General features: G+C 60.5%; 16 protein-coding genes. 7 read left to right on the top strand and 9 right to left on the bottom strand.

The window, feature by feature from the left end; translation table 11 throughout:
• Positions 1–23: 23 nt before the first annotated feature.
• From FHC52_RS07480 to FHC52_RS07445, 8 genes are all read right to left on the bottom strand, one after another.
• A complete protein-coding gene (locus tag FHC52_RS07480; protein ID WP_126287876.1) occupies positions 24–1,574 on the bottom strand; it encodes a methyl-accepting chemotaxis protein in 1,551 nt (516 codons plus the stop codon).
• Between the two features lie 89 nt (positions 1,575–1,663).
• Positions 1,664–2,680 carry a LacI family DNA-binding transcriptional regulator gene (locus FHC52_RS07475; RefSeq protein WP_047748887.1) on the bottom strand — a complete coding sequence of 339 codons (1,017 nt, stop codon included), beginning with the start codon at positions 2,678–2,680 and terminating at the stop codon, positions 1,664–1,666.
• A gap of 28 nt (positions 2,681–2,708) precedes the next feature.
• Positions 2,709–4,115 (bottom strand): sucrose-6-phosphate hydrolase, encoded by a 1,407-nt coding sequence (locus FHC52_RS07470; RefSeq protein ID WP_126287874.1) that lies wholly within the window; start codon positions 4,113–4,115, stop codon positions 2,709–2,711.
• A complete protein-coding gene (locus FHC52_RS07465) occupies positions 4,115–5,485 on the bottom strand; it encodes a sucrose-specific PTS transporter subunit IIBC (protein WP_023619263.1) in 1,371 nt (456 codons plus the stop codon). Before FHC52_RS07465 ends, FHC52_RS07470 begins: the two co-directional genes overlap by 1 nt.
• Positions 5,486–5,551: 66 nt before the next feature.
• On the bottom strand, positions 5,552–7,069 hold the full coding sequence (locus tag FHC52_RS07460) for a carbohydrate porin (RefSeq protein WP_021240175.1): 1,518 nt from the start codon (positions 7,067–7,069) through the stop codon (positions 5,552–5,554).
• Positions 7,070–7,241: 172 nt separating this feature from the next.
• Positions 7,242–8,132 (bottom strand): aminoimidazole riboside kinase, encoded by an 891-nt coding sequence (locus FHC52_RS07455; protein ID WP_032674834.1) that lies wholly within the window; start codon positions 8,130–8,132, stop codon positions 7,242–7,244.
• Between the two features lie 88 nt (positions 8,133–8,220).
• A complete protein-coding gene (locus FHC52_RS07450; protein WP_126287871.1) occupies positions 8,221–9,432 on the bottom strand; it encodes a diguanylate phosphodiesterase in 1,212 nt (403 codons plus the stop codon).
• 95 nt (positions 9,433–9,527) lie between these two features.
• Entirely contained in the window at positions 9,528–11,009 is a 1,482-nt protein-coding gene (locus FHC52_RS07445) for a carboxylesterase (RefSeq protein WP_126287868.1), read from the bottom strand.
• A gap of 266 nt (positions 11,010–11,275) precedes the next feature.
• Between FHC52_RS07445 and FHC52_RS07440 the strand changes: the two genes are divergently transcribed.
• The 7 genes from FHC52_RS07440 to FHC52_RS07410 are packed head-to-tail and all read left to right on the top strand — an operon-like array spanning position 11,276 to position 18,109.
• A complete protein-coding gene (locus FHC52_RS07440; RefSeq protein ID WP_023327526.1) occupies positions 11,276–12,130 on the top strand; it encodes a MurR/RpiR family transcriptional regulator in 855 nt (284 codons plus the stop codon).
• 12 nt (positions 12,131–12,142) lie between these two features.
• Entirely contained in the window at positions 12,143–12,718 is a 576-nt protein-coding gene (gene ddpX / locus FHC52_RS07435) for a D-alanyl-D-alanine dipeptidase (RefSeq protein WP_063435428.1), read from the top strand.
• 15 nt (positions 12,719–12,733) lie between these two features.
• Positions 12,734–14,266 (top strand): ABC transporter substrate-binding protein, encoded by a 1,533-nt coding sequence (locus FHC52_RS07430; protein ID WP_126287866.1) that lies wholly within the window; start codon positions 12,734–12,736, stop codon positions 14,264–14,266.
• 22 nt (positions 14,267–14,288) lie between these two features.
• Positions 14,289–15,311, top strand: coding sequence for an ABC transporter permease (locus FHC52_RS07425; RefSeq protein WP_032651902.1), 1,023 nt, complete (start codon positions 14,289–14,291; stop codon positions 15,309–15,311).
• Positions 15,308–16,201 (top strand): D,D-dipeptide ABC transporter permease, encoded by an 894-nt coding sequence (gene ddpC / locus FHC52_RS07420; RefSeq protein ID WP_032651904.1) that lies wholly within the window; start codon positions 15,308–15,310, stop codon positions 16,199–16,201. The genes FHC52_RS07425 and ddpC overlap by 4 nt, the downstream gene beginning before the upstream one ends.
• A complete protein-coding gene (locus FHC52_RS07415; protein WP_023327531.1) occupies positions 16,201–17,187 on the top strand; it encodes an ABC transporter ATP-binding protein in 987 nt (328 codons plus the stop codon). Before ddpC ends, FHC52_RS07415 begins: the two co-directional genes overlap by 1 nt.
• Positions 17,180–18,109, top strand: coding sequence for an ABC transporter ATP-binding protein (locus FHC52_RS07410; RefSeq protein WP_008501705.1), 930 nt, complete (start codon positions 17,180–17,182; stop codon positions 18,107–18,109). Before FHC52_RS07415 ends, FHC52_RS07410 begins: the two co-directional genes overlap by 8 nt.
• Here the strand turns inward: FHC52_RS07410 and FHC52_RS07405 are convergent.
• Positions 18,106–18,855, bottom strand: a complete 750-nt coding sequence (locus FHC52_RS07405; RefSeq protein WP_021240182.1) for an SDR family NAD(P)-dependent oxidoreductase — start codon at positions 18,853–18,855, stop codon at positions 18,106–18,108. The two genes, FHC52_RS07410 and FHC52_RS07405, sit on opposite strands and share 4 nt — an antisense overlap.
• Between the last annotated feature and the right edge of the window lie 80 nt (positions 18,856–18,935).

Below are 18,935 nucleotides of genomic sequence, written 5' to 3'. Positions count from 1 at the left end.
CTATTTAAGCCTATTTCAAAAAATCAAGCCTGCACCGGCAAACTAAAACTCGAAATACTCCGTGAAAGCTGCTGCGCCTGCTCTTCCAGCGAGGCCGCTGCGGCGGCGGACTGCTGCACCAGTGCGGCGTTCTGCTGGGTGACGCCATCCATCTCGGTCACCGCCTGCCCGACCTGGCCGATCCCGCGGCTCTGCTCTTCAGAGGCGACGGAGATCTGCTCCATCAGCGTATTCACTTTATTCACCGACGAAATGATCGCGTCAATCACCTCGCCCGAGCGGCTCACCAGCTCCGCACCGTTTTTCACGCTGGAGACCGACTGCGCGATCAGGCTTTCGATGTCTTTCGCCGCCACCGCGCTTTTCTGCGCCAGAGTGCGCACTTCGCTGGCCACCACCGCAAAGCCGCGTCCCTGCGTACCGGCGCGCGCCGCTTCAACCGCCGCGTTCAGCGCCAGGATGTTGGTCTGGAAGGCGATGCTGTTAATCACGCTGGTGATGTCTTCAATGCGCTTCGAGTTCGCCGCGATGGTATTCATCGTGTCGATGACTTCACGGGTTACCGCTTCACCGGTGTGGGCATTTTTCACCGCGTCCTGCACCAGTTTCCCGGCCTGATACACATTATCGGTATTGTTCGCCACCGTCGCGCTCAGCTCTTCCATGCTGGCCGCCGTCTGGGTTAACGCCGAAGCCTGCTGCTCGGTGCGTGACGCCAGGTCGATATTCCCGGAGGCAATCTCCTGGGCGGCGTGCGTCACGGTATGACTCGCATCGCGCACCTGGGCGATGGTCGCCAGCAGCGCCTGACGCATCTGCTCCATCGAGCCCATTAGATGGTCGATTTCGTTGCCTGTACTCCCCTTCACCGGCACCGGAATGTCCAGCTTGCCTGCCGCAATCTGGCTGCAGTGCTCGCGCGCCAGGTTGATCGGCGCAAAGACAAAGCGCTTCATCAGCAGGCTAACGGCGATAATCACCACCACAAACAGGCTGGCGATAGCAGCAACGATCGCCAGGCCGGAGACGAAGCTACTGCTCGCATCTTCGTTCAGGCTTTTGGCGTATTTCTGGTGGACGGAAAGGACCTGGTCGAGAACGATCTCGTACTGGCGGTCGAGGCGGGAGACTTCCGGGATGAGCGCGTTAAATTTGGCGACATCGTGCGCCTCGGCGGCGTCGATCAGCGGCGCCAGCCCCTGGTTGCGGTAGTTCTGCCAGGCGTCCTGATAGGCAGTGACCAGCGACGCTTCATCGCTCAGGCGCGGCGACGCCATAAAGGCCGCAAAGGCGTGGTCCGCTTTGGTCAGCGCCTCTTTCACGGCGGTCAGCTTTGCAGCGCCGTCCGCCGCGTTGCCCGCTTCCACCATCTTCACATACTCCATCACCCGCACGCGCAGCGTACGGCTGTGGTTGATGGGGTCAATAATGGACAGCACAACCTGGATCTCTTTGTTGACGTTATCCAGGGAATTATTACTTTTAATGATGAGGCCAACGCTGGTGACGGTGCTGACAACAAAGAAGAAAAGCAGCGAGAACAGGACTATCAGGGACGACTTTTTCAACGACATAAACCAATACCTCAAGGAGAATTATTCCTTATGGTTATCGGCCATTCCAAAACTTAAATTAATTAAAGTTATTGAAGTATCGAACCGGGCTATTTCGCTGACTTATAGCGCCGCTGCAGGGTGGCCGCCAGCTTGCGTTGCAACGGTTCCGGGGTCTCGCCCTCGATCAGTTTGCTAATCAAATCAAAGCAGTGCCACGCCAGCTGGCGGTTATCCTGGCGGATGGTATCCACCGGGATCGTCAGCGAATCGTAGAGATAGTGATCGTCAAAACTGGCTAACCTGATATCGCTTTGCAGCAGGTTATGCTGGCCCATATAGCGCAGCACCCCTTCCAGCAGCCCGCAGGCGGCAGCGAAGAGCGCTTTCGGCGGACGCCCCAGGCGGGCGCAGAGTTCAGCAAACATCTCGTAACCGGAGCTCGGGTGATAGTTGCCGTGAATGATCCACTCGGGGCGCAGCGCCACGCCTGCCTCACGCAGCCCTTGCTTAAAGCCTTCCAGGCGGTCGCGCGTCGGGGATAAACGGGGCTGGCCGCCGAGGAAGTAGAATTCATCAGGGTGCTGGCGCGCAATGTCCGCCACCAGTTCGGTCGTCGGGGTGATGGAATCGGTGATCACCAGCGGCAGCGCGCTGTCGTTGATGTGGCGGTCAAACAGAACCACCGGCAGCTGCTCGCTCAGCTTATGGTAGTCCGCGTCGTTGAGCATGCTGGAGGCCACAATCAGCCCGTCCACCTGACGCGCCACCATGTTGTTCACCACCACCGTCTCCTGCCCCGGATTTTCATCGCTGCAGGAGATCAGCAGCTGAACGCCCGCCTCGCGGCACAGCGTTTCCAGCTCATGAGAAAAGACGGCAAAACCGTAGTTGGTGATCTCCGGGACCACCAGACCAATGGTGTGGCTGCGGTTATCGCGCAGCGATCGGGCGTGAATGCTGGGCTGATAGTGGTGCTCTTTTGCAATTGCCAGCACGCGCTCGCGCGTCTCTTCCGCCACGCGAAGCTCTTTGCTGCGGCCGTTCAGGACCAGGCTGGCGGTGGCTTTTGACACCCCCGCCAGCTCCGCGATGTCTTTAATGGTGACGCGTTTTGTTTTTCTCACAACGACTTAGATCCGGCTGCCAAAACCCTCATTCTATCATGCAGGCGCGCAGCGACCAGTAGCGTAATGTGATATCGGACGCACCTTCGAATCGCACCCGGGCCGGATGGTCAGGAAAATAGCGGCTGCTCATTACCCCTTCGCCATGGTTAATGAAGATTTCGACGCTGGAGCGGTCGCACAGGACGCGCAAATGACGGACGTCGCCCTGCCAGTAGCGGGCCAATGTTTCACCGGTTTTCAGGCTCGCGCGTTCAAGACGTATACCCTGCTCATCGACCATGAGACGCAGCGCGCCGCCAAAATCGACATTCACCTGCGATGCGCTCAGCTCAAACTCCAGACGCGTCGCGTCCAGTTCGGGCGCGTCGCTGGCGCGCCCCTGCCAGTGCTGCTCATCTTCACGCAACGCCGCCAGCTCGCGCGCCGGGGTTTGCCAGAGCCTGCCGTCGCGGAAGCGCAATTCTCGCGGGCAGGTCATCTGGTGCATCCAGCCGTGCGCCCGCGTGGGCTGAAGCATCTCTTCCCCGTCCGGTACGCCCATCCAGCCGATCAGGATGCGGCGTCCGTCTTCCGCCAGCGTGGTTTGCGGGGCGTAGAATTCAAAGCCCGCGTCCAGCTCGTTCAGCTCGCCGTGATCGAACGTCGCGCGGGCATAGTCAAACGCCCCGCTCATCCAGGTGGCCGGATAGGTATTGAGGTAGCGATGCGGCTCGCGCGCCAGCCCCTGCGGGCAGCAGATCAGGACGTGCGTCCCGTCGAGGGAAAACAGGTCCGGACACTCCCACATATAGCCCGCGTCCGTCAGGCCGTTAACCCCGTGACCGGCGATCTCCCCGCAGGATGTCCAGGCGTGCAAATCGGCTGATTTAAAGAGCAGCACCTTGCCGCGCTTCTGCACATCCTGCGCGCCGAGCACCATGTACCAGTCCCCGTCGTGCCGCCACACCTTCGGGTCGCGCACGTGGCCGGTGTAGCCTTCCGGCAGCGCCAGCACCGGCCCCAGCTTCCTGAAGGTCCCGTCCGGCTGTTCCACGGCCAGGCACTGCCAGGCGGTGCGGCTGCCGTCATCGAACTTGACGTTGCCGGTGTAGCACAGGGTCAGTACACCCTGGTTATCGACGGCGCTACCGGAGTAGCAGCCGTTGCGGTCATACGCTTCGTCGGGCATGAGCGCCAGCGGCTCATGCTGCCAGTGCACCAGGTCCGCAGAACTCCAGTGCCCCCAGCACTTAAAGCGATGCCCGCAGTCCAGCGGGTTCCACTGATAAAACAGGTGATAGCGGCCAGCAAACCAGATAAACCCGTTCGGGTCGTTCATCAGCCCCGTCACCGGCGCGGCGTGCCATTGCGGATAATGGCTGTCCGCCAGCGCCCGCGGCTGACCTGTCATAACGGCCTGCAGGATCGCAGGCCAGCGGGAAGGTAACGTCATTATTCAGAATCCGTTTTATATTTCAGCAGCAGTGAGACGGTAAACGCCACGCCGAAGGCAATCACCATGCCGATAATATAGTTCAGCAGCGAGCTGGCCTGCACGATGGCCATGCCCGGAATCGCGGTCAGCCCGACAGCGGTCATGTACACGTGCACGGAGACCACCCAGGCCCCGCCCACCGCACCGCCAATCAGCGCGGCGATAAACGGCTTAACGAAGCGCAGGTTGATACCAAAAATGGCCGCTTCGGTGATGCCCAGCATTGCAGAGAACGCCGACGGCAGGGTAATGGCTTTGATTTTGGCATCTTTGGTTTTGAACCACACCGCCAGACAGGCGCCGCCCTGCGCCACGTTCGCCATGGCCCAGATCGGCAGCAGGAAGTTAACGCCAATCGACGGATTCCCCAGCAGCCCGGCTTCAATCGCGTGGAAGCTGTGGTGAATACCAGTGATCACAATCACCGAGTAAAGTCCGCCGAACAGCAGCCCGGCGAGCCAGCCCGCGTGGGCGATCAGCGTGCTCAGAATAAAGGAGATACCGTCCCCCAGAGCGCGCCCCGCCGGGCCGATAATCAGCAAGGCGATAAAGCCGGAGATGACGACGGTGAGGAACGGCGTCAGGATCAGGTCTAACGCATCCGGGATTGCGCGGCGCAGGTTTTTTTCCACGATGCTCATGAACCAGACGGCCAGCAATACCGGGAATACCGTGCCCTGATAGCCAATCATCGCGATCTCAAGGCCGAAGAAGTTCATGGTGTGGAAGCCCGACGCCACGCCCCAGGCGTTGGTCAGCGCCGGGTGGGTCAGAATGCCGCCCAGCGTCGCGCCGAGGTACGGGTTACCACCAAATTCGCGCGCGGCGGTAAAGCCAATCAGAATAGGCAGAATGATAAACGCCGCCGAGCTGCACATGTCCAGCATGATGTAGATGGCGTTATCCGCATTGACCCAGCCGTAGGTTTTCACCATGCCGAGCAGACCCATCAGCAGACCGGACGCCACAATCGCGGGAATGATCGGCACAAAGATGTTGGAGAGTAAGCGGGCAATGCGCTGGAACGGGTTCAGCTTGCGCGCCGCCAGATCCGCGGCTTCCGATTTGCTGGATTCGCTAATCCCGGCCGCCTGAATAAATGCGGCGTACACCTTGTTGACCACGCCCGTGCCAAAAATCACCTGCATCTGCCCGGCGTTACGGAAGCAGCCTTTCACGCCGTCAACCTTGCCGATGGCCTGCTGATCCGCCAGCGCGTCATCAACCAGCACCAGACGAAGACGCGTTGCGCAGTGCGCCGCGCTGGCGATGTTTTCCTTGCCACCGAGCAGCGGAATAAGCTCGCGGGCGATTTGATTAAAATCCATAGATACCTCTGCCTGACTTCTTTTTATGATGTGCGAAACGCTCCCGCCAGGCGGGAGCGTGATGGGTTAAAACCAGGTTTCCATCTGGACCCCAAAGTTCCATTCCCCGCCGGCGTTGAAGCCGCTGCTGCCAAAGGCATCATCGCTGGCGTAATTATCCAGTTTGCTGCTCCAGTCCATCCAGGTGGCAAACAGGCGCAGTTCAGGACGGCTGAAGAAATCGCCGATTTTGCTCGCTTTTAACGTCGGCGCAAAGGTCAGCTTGTAGAAACTGCCGTTCACGGCGTTGCGGTCCTTATAGCCCTCCGGGTTTAAATCCATGTACTGGTAGCTTCCCTCAAACGCCAGCGCGAAATTCTGGGTGACCTCTTTGATCAGGCGGGTATTGAGCGTTACCCACTCATAGCTATCGCCCTTGACGTAGCGATCTTTACTGCTCTGTGCCAGAACGGCGGGCGCAACGCTCCAGCCACCGCCGATTGGCGTGACACCGTAACTTGCGAAGCGCCAGGTATCCGCCTCAGACAACAGCGCGCCGTCGGAGCCGATGCTTTTCACCTCCGCCCCCAGCCCGTGACCATACAGCAGCGCCGTTTTGGCGGTCCCTTCACGCAGGCCGTAGAAGCTCTCATTATGCAAGCCTACCAGGGCATGAACGCCATGATTGGCGGCATCCGTTTTAATCAGATCGCCGTTAGTGTCTTTACGGTCGTCGTTATCCTTCGCCCGCAGGCCGCTCACCATCAGCTGGAACGGGCCGGCGAAGTGGTTCATGCTGAGGATATAGTTCTGAACGTTGTTGTCGGTCTGCTCCACGCTGCCGAAGTTGCGGCCGTAAATGGAGAAGTTGCTGCGCAGCGAATCGTTCCACTTCACGTCGTAAACGCCGCCGCCGGTACCGGCCAGGAACACCACGTCGGAATCCAGCCAGTGGATATCAAAGTTGTCGCGGTCGAAGCGTTTACCCGCCCAGAAGGTGCTGCCCTTCAGCGCGCCGGTAAAATCAGGCAGGTTGCCCAGCTCCGCGAAGGCCTGACGAATATTGAGATCGCTGGTATCGGCTGACCAGTCGTTATAGGTTCTCTGACCGTCGGCCAGCATAGCCTTGAAGCGCGTGGTCGCCCCGTTATCCAGGGTTTGCTTGTGCTCCAGGTTCAGCTCGACGTAGGTATCTGCTTCGTTACCCAGACGCCCTACCGCACCACCGGTTTCACCGGCTGGGGTCAGGTAAGGCCCGCTTTTGCTGCTGGAGGCGGCATCGTTCATCAGCAGTCCAGAGCGGGCATAGCCGTGGAACTCAAACCCGCCGGTCTGATCCGCCTTCTTCTCCAGCGCGGTGGTGCGCTGCGCCACCTCCTGGGTTGTCGTTTGCGCCTGCTGCTGAGCGGCAACCAGCTGCTGCGTTTTTTGTTCTGCTGCCGCAGCGCGCTTCTCAGCCACCTGCGCGCGCGTTTCCGCGTCCTGAAGGCGCTGCTCCATCGCGGCAAGACGCGCTTCAATACTGGACATATCCGTCTGGGCAAAAACAGAGGTACTTCCGGCCAGCATGCCTATCATCACGGCAAGTCTGCGTTTTTTATACATTTTGTCGCATCCCTAAAAGAAGTCATTAAACGTGCTAAATTGCTAAACCGGTTTAGGTTGCTGATACTAAACCTGTGAATTTTGGATCGGCAATCTTTTTTGCTAAACCGATTTAGTAAGTGTGATCGAGGCGACAATTCAGGCCGCCGGATGGCGGCCAGGAGAGGAGAAATTACAGGTCGTGCTGCCAGGGCAACGCGGTCATCGCCCCTTTGGCGGTGGTGGCCAGCGCGCCGCAGCGCTGGGCGAGCGCGATAACCGGCGTCAGGTCCTGTCCGGCGGCCAGCCCGTAGAGCAGCCCCGCCACAAAGGCATCGCCCGCACCGGTCGTATCGACGCACTGCACAGGCGTTGCCGGGTAGTGTTTTACGCTACCTTCATGCCACGCGGTTACGCCCGCTTTTCCCTGGGTAACCAGCACCAGACGTGCCGGGCAGCGCTGCATCAGCACCTCCAGACCAACGTTGACCTCCGCGCTGCCGGTGAAAAAGGCCAGCTCTTCTACCGAAAGTTTCACCACGTCGGCGCTTTGCAGGGCCTGCTCCAGGCAGCCATGCAGTGCGTTCTCATCCGGCCAGAGGTCCGGGCGAATATTGGGGTCGAAGCTGACGTAACCGCCCGCCTCACGAATGGCGGCCATCGCCTGAAACGTCGCAGTCCGGCTCGGCTCGGCGCTTAAGGCGATGGAGCAGACGTGCAGCCACTCCCCGGCGCTGAAAGTCGGCAGGTCGTCGGGTTCGAGAAACAGATCGGCGCTCGGGCGCACCATGAAGGTAAACGAGCGCTCGCCGTGGTCGTCGAGATCGACCACCACCGTTGAGGTGCGGTGCGCCGGGTCAAGGCGCATCCACGTCACGTCAACCCGCTCGTCAGCGAGCGTTTTCGCCATAAAGCGCCCGAAAGGATCGTCGCCAACCCTGCCGATAAAGGCGCTCTGGCCGCCCAGCCGGGCAATACCGACCGCGACGTTCGCCGGCGCGCCGCCGGGACACTGCAGTAATCGACCTTCTCCATCGGGCAGCAAATCCACTACCGCATCGCCAAGTACCCAGATTTTCTTCATGTGATCCTCGTAGCTAAACTATGTTAAACCGTTTTAGCTATTTAAGCACAGGCTAGGCAAAGGGGAAATAACGGGAGGGAAAATTGGCTTACCGCACCAGATGCGGCCAGTGGATATCGCCGACGCCATTAAGCTGCGGCCGGGCAAACAGGAATCCCTGAAAGCGGCGGATCCCGGCCGATTCGAGCCAGCACCACTCCTCAATTTTCTCGATGCCTTCGGCCACCAGGGTGATTTCAAGATCGGAGCAGCAGCTGATGATGGAGCGCACAATCGCCTGTTTGGGGCCGCTCAGGTGGATGTTGCTGACAATCTCACGGTCGATTTTAATTTTGTCCGGCTGGAAGCGGGTCAGCAGCGAAAGCCCGGCATAGCCCGAGCCAAAATCATCGATCGCCAGGCCAATCCCCTCGCCGCGAAGCTGCTTGATGGCGCTGTTAAACTGGTTGAGCCCGGAGATCATCTCGTTTTCAGTGACTTCAATGACCACCTGCTCCGGCTGAAGGCCATGTTTTTTAATCTGATCGACCAGAAATTCCACCGCGCCAGGGACATTCACCAGCGACATGGGCAGCAGGTTGACGGCGATTTTATGGCTGCCAATGCCCAGCTTTTCCGCCAGCGCAAAGGCATAGGCTTTTGTCTGGAGATCGACTTCGTAGACGTTGTCCGGGTCGACGGTGCTGAAGAAATGCTCCGGGCTGCCGCCGTCGTTGCCGCGGATAAGTGCCTCAAGGGAGCTGATCTTCCCTTCCGAGGGCTCGACAATAGGCTGCAGCGCAAACTGGCAGGTTTGTCCGGCAATCAGGCCCAGGTGTTCGCCAAAGGGTAGCGTTTCGGTCGAGAGCGTCCATTTGTCCGCGGTGTAGCGTGCCCCCGACGGGACCGGACGTTTACCGGTTATAAAGGTCTGAATAAATTTGAACACCCGATCGTCGGAGGTCAGATAGCTGTCCAGCTTGCTGTAGCGCAGCACCGACTGCAGCACCTCTTTCGGCGACTGCGTTTGCAGGTCGAACAGCAGCATACCGACGTTTTCGAAGCGTCTGCGCGGACCATAGTCCCGCAGCAGTTCTACTACCCCGCTGTGCCGCTTGTCCTCGCGGATTTTATGGAACAGTTTGACCACACTCTCTTCCGACCCTTCGAGGATCTGCAGAACGTCGTTGCCTTTAGCAAGGAGGACGCCGGTAATGTCCAGTTTTACGTTGCGGCCCCTGGCGCGCTCCACCAGCTCCCGCAGTTCGGTGGACGGGCGGGATAAATTCAAGTGGCTTCGGTAGATCAGCGTCGTCAGCACAAAAAGGGGTTCCAGTGATAAAGAGAGGTGCCTTGAAGCTACTATGTAACATACTTAATCAATGCGACCTAACATATTCACGCCACAAGGGAACATTACTTTTTCTGGTCCCCGATCCGGCTGTTAATCCTCTCCTGCATATAGTCGTAGAACGGGTTCGAGGTGACCCGCATAAGCGCCTCTTTACCAACGCTCAGTACGGACGTTTCTCCCCACAGCGCAATCGTCCCCAGGCTGATGCCATATCGGTTTTTCACGCGTGGTTCACGACCATAGAGATCGTCATCCGGCGGGAACGGCACCGCAACGTGCGACAGGGAATAAACATCCTGCGGCCAGGACTGGGCAAGCGGCACGACCGTCTCCTGCGTGCTGCCTGCCGGCGTGATTTTCGCCACCGTCGAGAAACTGTGCTCGCCGGCATTGGTGATAATCGTGACACCGTAACGCCGCTGCGCGACCGGCAGCAGCGCCGTGGTGGCCGTCCAGGACGACGGTTTAAAGAGTGGACGGAAGCTCGCCGCCTGGTTGATATCAAACACTACCAGCTCGCTGCCGTTTGCCGGAAGCTGGTCAAACAGGCCGCTGACCACCGCGCGGGTACTGACCGTAGAGTCCATCACCGACTGGAACGCCAGCACCGGCGGCAAATTCGCCAGCCTGTTTTCCCGCGCCTCACGGCCAATCTGCTCCTGCAGGGCCTTTGTCAGCAGCCACGACTGGCGGGCGGCGTTCACCGGGAACGAGTTGTATTTATACGGATTATATTCCGGGGAGATATTCAGCCAGGCCGCTTTGGCAAACGGCGGCAGCAGCGCCGGTAGCCCGGCGAATCCGGCGAACCGCGCAAAGGACGTCACGCCGATCATCGGTGAGAGCAGGATCATCTGCTGAGGCTTACGCAGCGCAGGGTCTTCCAGCGCATCGAGGGCATACTTCATCGCCAGCGCCCCGCCGTTGGAGTAGCCCACCAGATGCAGCGGCACGTTATTCCCCGTCAGGCGCGTGGCTTCCCGCACGGCAAGCCGCGTCGCTGCCAGCCACATTTCCCAGTCCACGTCCGTCAGCGCGCCGGGCGCGGTGCCGTGTCCGGGAAGACGCGGGACCACGGCCACAAAGCCGCGCTGCTGATAGTTCACGGCAAAGTGCCTGACGCTGTAAGGCGAGTCGGTCAGGCCGTGCAGCAGCACCACCGCGCCGCGGGGCTTCCCGGCTGGCATCAGCACAAAGGAGCGGTTGGCATCGGGGGCAAACTGGCCGGGCCACACCAGGCTCTGGCGGTAGTAGCGGTTTAACGGGGTTTGATCCTCACCCGCTGCTTTCGCCGTCACCGCGTTATCCAGATCGGTGAAAATCGCTTTTTCCCGGGCGAGGTACCCGACAAAATCGGCGTTATCCAGCTCGCGCACGGACATCTCATCTCCCCGCCAGGTGTGCCACGGGTGCAGTTCCGGCCCCTGCTGCGAGAGATAGACCCGCACCGCCAGCAGGACGACCAGGACGATCCCCACGACCATCCCTGTTTTCTTTGCAAGCGCCACCAGGCGCACGCTGACTCGCCAGGGCCAATTCGCCATGCCGGGATCCCTTTTATGTTCACTGTCTTTCTATCTTATCAAAAATGTGAACGGGCTGACGTATTCACCAAATTCATCCCTGCCAGGTCAGCCAGTGCACCAAAAGTGAACTACGCTGCACAAATGTTGATCATTGGTTAACCAAATATTGCATGAAGTTTATTGCGCAGCGGGTTTTCGCCCTTCTGTGAACATGGCACGCGTCATGCATTGTTAACCCGGTAACACATATTCAGCTTTTGACAGCCTGTTAACAGCGAGGCGGTATGACGACGAAACCCGAGATGTTAAGCCGTATCGAGGCGACCTTCAGCCAGCTCACGCCCAGCGAAAAGCGGGTCGGAAGCTGGCTACTGGCGCACGCCGCGCAAATCCCGTTTGAAACGGCGGAGAGCGTCGGGCTGGCAAGCGGGACCAGCGGGATCACCGTCGGACGCTTCCTGCGCAAGCTGGGATATCGCAACCTGGAAGATGCCAAAAAGAGCCTGCGCGATCCGTACCAGCCCTGGGGCATGAACGAGCGCCTCGACTCCTGGCAGCAGCAGCGCCCCCTGCCCAACCGCCTTCAGCACGCCCTGTCGCTGGAAGTGGACGCCATCACGCAGGTGTATCAGCTGGCACAAACGGACGCCTTCCGCCAGGTGGTACACCATCTGGCCCACGCGGACGCGGTTTTTGTGCTGGGGATCCAGTCCACGCGCGGGATCGCCAACGCCTTCTTCAGCCACCTTGAATACCTCCGCCCGCGGGTGAGCTATGCCGAAGGCGCTTCCGGCAGCTGGGTGGAATCCCTTAACTCCGGGTTTGCGCACCCTTATGTCGTGCTGACCGATACGCGCACCTACTCCACGATGGCCCGCCAGTACTGCCGCGTCGCGAGCGAGAAAGGCATTCCGCTGGCCTTAATCACCGACATCTGGTGCCCGTGGGCGCGGGATTACCCGATGGATTTACTGCAGGTGAAAACCGATACCGGTCATTTCTGGGATTCACTTGCCCCCGTGAGCTGTCTGTTCAACCTGCTCCTGTCGGGCGTGGTGGAAGCGCTGGGCGATGCGCTCCCGGCGCGCCTGGCGGTAAACCGACAATTACAACAAGAGTTTGGTCAATTCGAACGCTAAAGGAGCGGAGCTATGCCCGTAGAGAGTGAACTGATTGATGTGGCGAAGACGTTCCCCACGCTGCATATCGATCTGAAGTACGCCACCGCCGACAACATCACAGGCCGCCCGATCTATCAGGAGGCGCTGTGCCTGCTGCATACCGATGCTGCTACCGCGCTGGCAAAAGCCATCAGCATTGCCACGCTGGCCGGGCTGAAGCTGGTGGTCTACGACGCCTATCGCCCGCAGCAGGCGCAGGCCCAGCTGTGGGAGGCCTGCCCGAACCCGGAATATGTGGTCGACGTGGCGATTGGCTCTAACCACAGCCGCGGCACGGCCATCGACGTCACGCTGATGGACGAGCATAACGTCGTGCTGGATATGGGCGCCGGTTTTGACGAAATGCATGACCGCTCGCATCCGTATCACCCTTCCGTGCCGCCGCACGCCCAGCGCAACCGTCTGCTGTTGAACGCCATCATGTTCGGCGGCGGTTTTGTCGGGATCGGCAGCGAATGGTGGCACTTCGAACTGCCGAACGCCGCCAGCTACCCGCTGCTTGATGACCGTTTTGCCTGTTTTCCCCTGACGCACACCCCTCTTTAAACCTGGAGCACTGCCATGAAAACATCGCTTCTCTCGACCGTCATTGCCGCCACGCTGGCCCTGAGTGCACCGCTGGCGCTGGCCGCCGTTCCGAAAGACATGCTGGCAATCGGTAAAGCCGCCGACCCGCAAACGCTCGACCCTGCCATCACCATCGATAACAACGACTGGACCGTCACCTATCCGTCCTACCAGCGTCTGGTCAAGTACAAGCCCGGCTCTACCGAGGTGGAGGGCGATCTGTCGACGGGCTGGAAGGCGTCCGACGACCAGAAAGAGTGGACCTTTACCCTGGCGGATAACGCCAAATTCTCCGACGGCACGCCGGTCACCGCCGAAGCGGTCAAACTCTCCTTTGAGCGCCTGCTGAAGCTCGGCCAGGGGCCGTCTGAAGCCTTCCCGAAAGATCTGAAAGTGGAGGCCGTTGATGAGCACACGGTGAAATTCACCCTCAGCCAGCCGTTCGCGCCTTTCCTCTACACCCTGGCGAACGACGGCGCCTCCATCATTAACCCGACGGTGCTGAAGGCCAATGCCGCGGACGACGCGCGCGGCTTTCTGGCGCAAAACACCGCTGGCTCAGGGCCATTTATGTTGAAAAGCTGGCAGAAAGGCCAGCAGCTGGTGCTGGTGCCAAACCCGCACTGGTCGGGCGACAAGCCTCACTTCAAGCGCGTCTCGGTGAAAATTATCGGTGAGAGCGCGTCGCGCCGTCTGCAGCTTTCCCGCGGCGATCTGGACATTGCCGACTCCCTGCCGGTCGATCAGCTGGCGGCCCTGAAGCAGGAAGGCAAAGTCGCCGTCGCGGAATACCCCTCCCTGCGCGTGACCTATCTCTATCTCAACAACAGCAAAGCGCCGCTCAATCAGGTGGATTTACGCCGGGCCATCTCCTGGGCGACGGATTATCAGGGAATGGTAAAAGGCATTCTGAGCGGCAACGGCAAGCAGATGCGCGGCCCGATCCCGGAAGGCATGTGGGGCTTTGACGCCTCGGCAATGCAGTACAGCCTCGACGAGGCCAAAGCTAAAGCAGCCCTGGAGAAGGTCAAAGACAAGCCCGCCAGCCTGACCTTCCTCTACTCGGACAACGATCCAAACTGGGAGCCTATCGCCCTTTCGACTCAGGCCAGCCTCGGCAAGATCGGCATTAACGTCAAGCTGGAGAAACTGGCCAACGCCACCATGCGCGACCGCGTCGGCAAAGGCGATTACGACATCGCCATCGGCAACTGGAGCCCGGATTTTGCCGACCCGTACATGTTTATGAACTACTGGTTCGAATCGGACAAGAAAGGTCTGCCGGGCAACCGTTCGTTCTATGAGAACAAAGAGGTCGATTTCCTGCTGCAGGCCGCGCTGAAAACCACGGACCAGGCGGAACGCACCAAAGATTACCAGCAGGCGCAAAAGGTGGTCATCGACGAGGCGGCCTACGTTTATCTGTTCCAGAAGAACTACCAGCTGGCGATGAACAAAGAGGTCAAAGGCTTCACCTTTAATCCGATGCTCGAGCAGGTGTTTAACATCGCCACCATGAGCAAGTAACCGTTTCGCCGGGGGAAAGTGTATGACGTTCTGGAGCATCGTGCGCCAGCGCTGCTGGGGGTTACTCCTGGTGGTGGCCGGTGTCTGTATTATCACTTTTATTATTTCACACCTGATCCCCGGCGATCCGGCCCGTCTGCTGGCCGGCGACCGCGCCAGCGACGACATCGTGCAGAACATTCGCCAGCAGCTGGGGCTGGATCAGCCGCTCTACGTTCAGTTTGGCCGCTACGTGGACGCCCTGATCCACGGTGATTTAGGCACCTCTATCCGTACCGGACGCCCGGTTGCGGAAGACCTGAAGGCCTTTTTCCCCGCCACGCTGGAGCTGGCCTTTTGTTCCCTTCTGCTGGCGCTGGTCATCGGCGTGCCGCTGGGGGTTTTATCGGCGGTGTACCGCAACCGCTGGCTGGATCACCTGGTGCGTTTAATGGCGATGACCGGGATCTCCACCCCGGCCTTCTGGCTTGGGCTGGGCGTCATTGTGCTGTTCTACGGGCACCTGCAAATCCTGCCGGGCGGCGGCAGGCTGGACGACTGGCTCGATCCGCCGACGCACGTCACCGGCTTTTATCTGCTTGACGCGCTGCTGGAAGGCAACGGCGAGGTCTTTTTCAATGCGCTGCAGCACCTGATTTTACCCTCGCTGACGCTGGCATTTGTGCATCTCGGCATCGTGGCGCGTCAGGTCCGCTCGGCAATGCTGGAGCAGCTTAGCGAGGACTACATCCGCACGGCACGCGCCAGCGGCCTGCCCGGCTGGTATATCGTCCTGCGCTACGCCCTGCCGAATGCGATGATCCCGTCGATTACCGTGCTCGGGCTGGCGCTGGGGGATCTGCTTTACGGGGCCGTGCTGACCGAAACCGTCTTTGCCTGGCCGGGCATGGGCGCCTGGGTGGTGACGTCCATTCAGGCGCTCGATTTCCCCGCCGTGATGGGCTTTGCCGTCGTTGTTTCGCTGGCCTACGTGCTGGTTAATCTGGTGGTCGATCTGCTTTACCTGTGGATTGACCCGCGAATCGGGCGCGGAGGTGCCGAATGATGTTAACGCAGGAAACGCCCGTCCCGGTGAAAACCGCCAGACAACGCATCAACTGGGCAAAGCTGTTCTGGATGCTGCGCCAAAGTCCGCTCACGATCGTTGGCGGCGTCGTTATGCTGGTGATGCTTTTCATTATGGTGGCCGCACCGTGGATCGTGCCGCACGACCCGAACGCGCTGGATCTGACCGCGCGCCTGCAGGCGCCGTCCGCGCAGCACTGGTTTGGTACCGACGAGGTGGGCCGCGATCTGTTCAGCCGCGTGCTGGCGGGCAGCCAGCAGTCCATTACCGCCGGGCTGGCGGTGGTGGTAATTGCGGGCGGCATCGGTTCGCTGCTGGGCTGTCTGTCCGGCGTGCTGGGCGGGCGCGGCGACGCCGTCATCATGCGGGTGATGGACATTATGCTCTCGATACCTTCCCTGGTGCTGACCATGGCGCTGGCCGCCGCGCTCGGGCCAAGCCTGTTTAACGCCATGCTGGCGATTGCGATTGTCCGCATTCCGTTTTACGTCCGCCTGGCGCGCGGCCAAACCCTGGTGGTGCGCCAGTTTACCTACGTGCAGGCGGCCCGCACCTTTGGCGCATCCCGCTGGCATGTGATCAGCTGGCATATCCTGCGCAACGCCCTGCCGCCGCTGATCGTGCAGGCGTCGCTGGACATCGGCAGCGCCATCCTGATGGCCGCCACGCTGGGGTTTATTGGCCTGGGCGCGCAGCAGCCGACCGCCGAATGGGGCGCGATGGTGGCCGTCGGCCGTAACTACGTTCTGGACCAGTGGTGGTACTGCGCGTTTCCCGGAGCGGCGATTTTGATTACCGCCGTGGGCTTTAACCTGTTTGGGGATGGCATCCACGATCTGCTGGATCCGAAGTCAGGAGGTAAACAGTGATGACCGATCCGGTTCTCAAGATTGAAGACCTGCATCTGAGCTTCCCGATTTTCCGCGGCGAGGTCCACGCGCTGAACCACGTCTCGCTGGAGATCGGCAGGGGTGAAATTGTCGGCGTGGTGGGCGAATCCGGTTCGGGTAAATCCGTGACCGCCATGCTCGCCATGCGTCTGCTGCCGGAAGGCAGCTACCGCATTCATCATGGTCAGGTGAAATTACTCGGCGAAAATGTCCTGACGGCGTCCGAGAAACAGCTTCGCCAGTGGCGCGGTGCAAAGGTCGCGATGATTTTTCAGGAGCCCATGACCGCCCTCAACCCGACGCGGCGGATTGGCAAACAGATGGTCGAGGTGATCCGCCAGCATCAACCGCTTTCCCGGCGTGAGGCGCAGCAGAAGGCGATTACCCTGCTGGAAGAGATGCAAATCCCGGACGCGAAAGCGGTCATGGCGCGCTATCCGTTTGAACTCTCCGGCGGCATGCGCCAGCGGGTGATGATTGCCCTTGCCTTCTCCTGCGAGCCGGAGCTGATCGTCGCCGACGAACCAACCACGGCGCTGGACGTCACCGTTCAGCTGCAGGTGCTGCGCCTGCTGAAGCACAAGGCGCGGGCCAGCGGCACCTCGGTGCTGTTTATCAGCCACGATATGGCCGTGGTGTCACAGCTCTGCGACAGAGTGTATGTAATGTATGCGGGCAGCGTGATCGAGAGCGGCACCACGCAAACGCTGATCCACCAGCCCGTGCATCCCTACTCTATTGGCCTGCTGCAGTGCGCGCCGGAAAACGGCCAGCCGCGCGCCCCGCTTCCCGCCATCCCCGGCACGGTGCCCAACCTCAGCCAGCTTCCGCAGGGATGCGCTTTCCGCGAGCGCTGCTTTGCCGCCGGGGCGAAATGCAGCGAAACGCCGCGCTTAGCGCCCACTGGCGCAGAGGGCCAACAGGCCGCCTGCTGGTATCCACAACGGGAGAAAGCCCATGTCTGATGTACTGCTGGAACTGGATAGCGTGCACGTGAACTTTGCGGCGCGCAAAAACTGGCTGGGCCGCGTGACGGAACGGGTCCATGCGCTCAACGGGCTCGACCTTGAGATCCGTCGGGGAGAAACGCTTGGCATTGTCGGGGAATCCGGCTGCGGGAAAAGCACGCTCGCCCAGCTGCTGATGGGCATGCTTAAGCCCAGCACCGGCGCCTGCCAGCGGGCGCACCACGCGGGCGGCATGCAGATGGTGTTTCAGGATCCGCTCTCCTCGCTTGACCCGCGCCTGCCGGTCTGGCGAATCATCACCGAGCCGGTGTGGGTGCAAAAGCGCAGCAGCGAGCGCGACCGCCGCCAGCTGGCTGAAAACCTGGCGCTGCAGGTGGGCATTCGCCCGGAATATCTCGACCGGCTTCCGCACGCCTTCTCCGGCGGGCAGCGCCAGCGCATTGCCATCGCCCGGGCGCTCTCGTCCGATCCGGATATCATCGTGCTCGATGAACCCACCAGCGCGCTGGATATTTCCGTGCAGGCGCAGATCCTCAACCTGCTGGTGACGCTACAACAGCAGCGTAATCTGACCTACGTGTTGATCTCACATAACGTCTCGGTGGTCCGGCACATGAGCGACCGCGTGGCGGTGATGTACCTTGGGCAGATTGTGGAGCTGGGCAGCGCCGCGCAGGTGCTTGGCGAGCCGCGCCATCCTTACACCCGCCTGCTGCTCGATTCGGTTCCGCGCACCGGTGAACCGCTGGATGAAACGCTGGCGTTACGCAAAACCGAGCTTCCCGGCAACCGCCGTCTGCCCGAAGGCTGTTTTTTCCGCGACCGATGCCCGATGGCCGCGCAGGGGTGCGAGCGTCCTCAGCCGTTACAGCCCTCTCGCGAGGGCCGTGACGTCCGCTGCTGGCGCAGTCTGGGTTAGATTTGCGCCATGCCGCCGTCCACGAACAGCTCGGTGGCGTTAATAAAGCTGGCCGCATCGGAGGCCAGAAACGCCACCGCTTTACCCACCTCACCCGGCGCGCCTAAACGGCCCAGCGGCACCTGAGCGGCCAGCGCGTCGTACAGCCCCTGGCGGTGTTCTTCCGGCACGAGGTCGCCGAGGCCAGGCGTTTTGATTGGGCCCGGGCTTACCACGTTGACGCGGATCCCGCGGCCCTGCAAATCCAGCGCCCAGGAGCGGGCAAAGTTGCGCACGGCGGCCTTGCTGGCGCTGTAGACGCTAAAGTTTGCCGTCCCCTTAATGGACACCGTCGAGCCGGTCAGAATAATCGAGGATCCGGCGGAGAGCAGCGGCAGCGCCTTCTGCACCGTGAACAGCACCCCGCGAACGTTAGTGCCGAAAATCCGGTCAAACTGCTCTTCGGTAATCGCGCCTAGCGGCAGCATATCGCCGCCACCCGCATTGGCGAACAGAATATCGAGGCGGCCTTCTTCTTTGGCTATCCGGGCATAGACCTCGTCCAGGTCCGACAGTTTTGACACGTCAGCGCGAATGCCCACTGCCGTTGAAGCGATTTCAGCCACCGCCGCGTCCAGCTCGGCCTGACGTCGTCCGGTGATGTACACCTTCGCGCCCTGTGCCGCCAGCTCCTGCGCCGTGGCAAGACCGATGCCGGTGCTGCCGCCGGTGACCAGTGCGATTTTTCCTGAGAGAGTCGTGTTCATGTCATTTACCTTTTGTTGGGTTTGCGTTGGACAAACTTTAGCCCTTGCGGGATTAGTGAAAAACCAGCAAAAATGAAAAT

It is taken from the genome of Enterobacter sp. EC_64, from assembly GCF_019584165.1.
GTDB classification, from domain to species: Bacteria; Pseudomonadota; Gammaproteobacteria; order Enterobacterales; family Enterobacteriaceae; genus Enterobacter; species Enterobacter roggenkampii.
Note: the sequence above shows the minus strand (reverse complement) of the source record. Positions and strands in the feature narration are given on the sequence as shown.